The 1,657-nt window shown below is 72.2% G+C and carries 2 protein-coding genes; one reads left to right on the top strand and one right to left on the bottom strand.

What is annotated here, in order from left to right:
* Nucleotides 1-117: 117 nt before the first annotated feature.
* Nucleotides 118-408, bottom strand: a complete 291-nt coding sequence (locus ROTAS13_RS24180) for a hypothetical protein (RefSeq protein ID WP_075823636.1) — start codon at nt 406-408, stop codon at nt 118-120.
* A gap of 237 nt (nt 409-645) precedes the next feature.
* On the opposite strand from ROTAS13_RS24180, the gene ROTAS13_RS24175 reads away from it, so the two are divergent.
* Nucleotides 646-1,620, top strand: coding sequence for a hypothetical protein (locus tag ROTAS13_RS24175; RefSeq protein WP_019463408.1), 975 nt, complete (start codon nt 646-648; stop codon nt 1,618-1,620).
* Nucleotides 1,621-1,657 lie beyond the last annotated feature (37 nt).

Raw genomic sequence — 1,657 nt, 5'->3', positions numbered from 1 at the left:
CGTCGAGACTTGTGATCAAGAGACAGGCTGGGGGAAAAGGCGGAGCCTTGTCCCCCGGGACAGCGCGACGCCCGACGTGAAGCACCGGCTGGCAGCCGGGGTGAGCCGCCTTTCGTATCAACCTTTCCCGCGCATCTCCTGTGATGCCTTCGGCATCGGGGTCAGGCCCAGACCCCAGAGCGGGCGGGGATCGGCGGCGAAAGCTTCCGGGGCGCGTTCCGTGCCGGCGGCGCAGCCGATGTCGCGGGCCTGGCGGGGCTCCATCTCGCTGAGCCGCCGGGCATCCTCCATCCGGCCGATCCAGGCGCCGTAGAGCGCCAGCAGGTCGATCCGCGGCAGGGCGAGCCGCCGGCCGGGCCAGCGCGCCGCCCGGAAGGACAGGGGGGCCACCATGGTTCGCAGGGTCATGTCCAGCGTCTCCCAGGCTCGCGAGGAGCGGTGATGGGCCGGTGGCGGAGCCTGTTCCGGGAGGGCTCCACCGCATCGGCGAGGGCCATCATCCTGCCGCGGCGGGGTGTGCCGTCGGGTACAGCGATCGTGGAATTTCCAGGCTATGACAGGGGGATTCCACGGATGGCCGCCACGGGGAGAGGCCCCGCCGGCTTTCCGCCCGGATGGAACTCCCTCATGAGGAGGGCCGGTCCCATGGCCGCCATCGCCGAGAAGCTGCGCCTCACCGCTGCCGCCCTGGGCTGCTCCGGCCGCAAGGAACTCTGCGCCCGCTTCCGGGTGGCCAATCCCGCCACGCATTTCGACCTGGAGCGCTCGCACAAATGGCTCCAGGGGCGCGCCTTGCCGCGCTCGGTCCAGCTCTATGACGACTGGGCGAAGGTGCTGGGAACGCGCCGCGCCGGTGCCTGGATCGCTTCCTGTACCCTGGACGCCTTCCTGGGCGAGGTCTGCACCCTGTTCGAGGCCGATGCGGCGGACCTGCTGCGACGCGCCGAACTGCCGCCGCACCAGCCGGCGGAGGCGCAAAGGCCGCCGGACGTGAGCGGCGGCCATCTCTGCGGCCATTATGCCTGCTATTCCCGGGCCTGGTCGCCCTACCATCCCGACAACCTGATCCGGGGGGCGCTGCAGTTCCTGCCGTCCCAGCGGGGGCAGCACCTGCTGGCGGACTATACCGAGGCCCTGTTCGGCGGCACCTTCCACTTCATGGGCGAGGTCCTGCTGCGCGGGCGCACGGCGCATGTCCTGCTGCGCGCCCAGGGCGACATCCCGCCGCTCTACGCCAGCCTCTACATTCCCGGCCCGCCCGCCAGCGCGCTTTGCGGCATCATCGCCGGGGCCGCCCTGGTCGGATACGAGCCGCGCCCCTCCGCCTCCCGCATCGTGCTGGTCCGGACGCCATGCCCGGCCGCGGCGACGAACCGGCATCTGCGGACGGAGGACGGGAGCATCGGCGAGGACCTTCGCCAGCTCGGCCTTCCGTCCGGGCAGGCCGCGGGGATCGACGCGCTGCTGCGGGATTTCCTGGATGGCGCCGGGGACCGGGGGCGCGACCAGGTGCCCGCCGCTCTCCAGGAGCGGCTTTGCGCCGAGCTGGACCGCTTCTATCTGCGGCCGGAGACGCAGCCACAGGGTATCCGGCCCGTTTCCGCGGCCTGCGGCGCCTGATGGCGGCACGGCGGGGGCGGAAGGGAAGCGGCCCGGC

Origin of the sequence: Roseomonas sp. TAS13, from assembly GCF_001950415.1 — a bacterium.
In the GTDB taxonomy this organism is placed as follows: Bacteria; Pseudomonadota; Alphaproteobacteria; order Acetobacterales; family Acetobacteraceae; genus Roseomonas; species Roseomonas mucosa.
This window is presented reverse-complemented; position numbering and strand designations above follow the sequence as displayed.

Excerpts from the sequence above, each read along its gene's own strand:
- ROTAS13_RS24180 (WP_075823636.1), bottom strand. The coding sequence starts at position 408 with ATGACCCTGCGAACCATGGTGGCCCCCCTGTCCTTCCGGGCGGCGCGC.
- ROTAS13_RS24175 (WP_019463408.1), top strand. The coding sequence starts at position 646 with ATGGCCGCCATCGCCGAGAAGCTGCGCCTCACCGCTGCCGCCCTGGGC.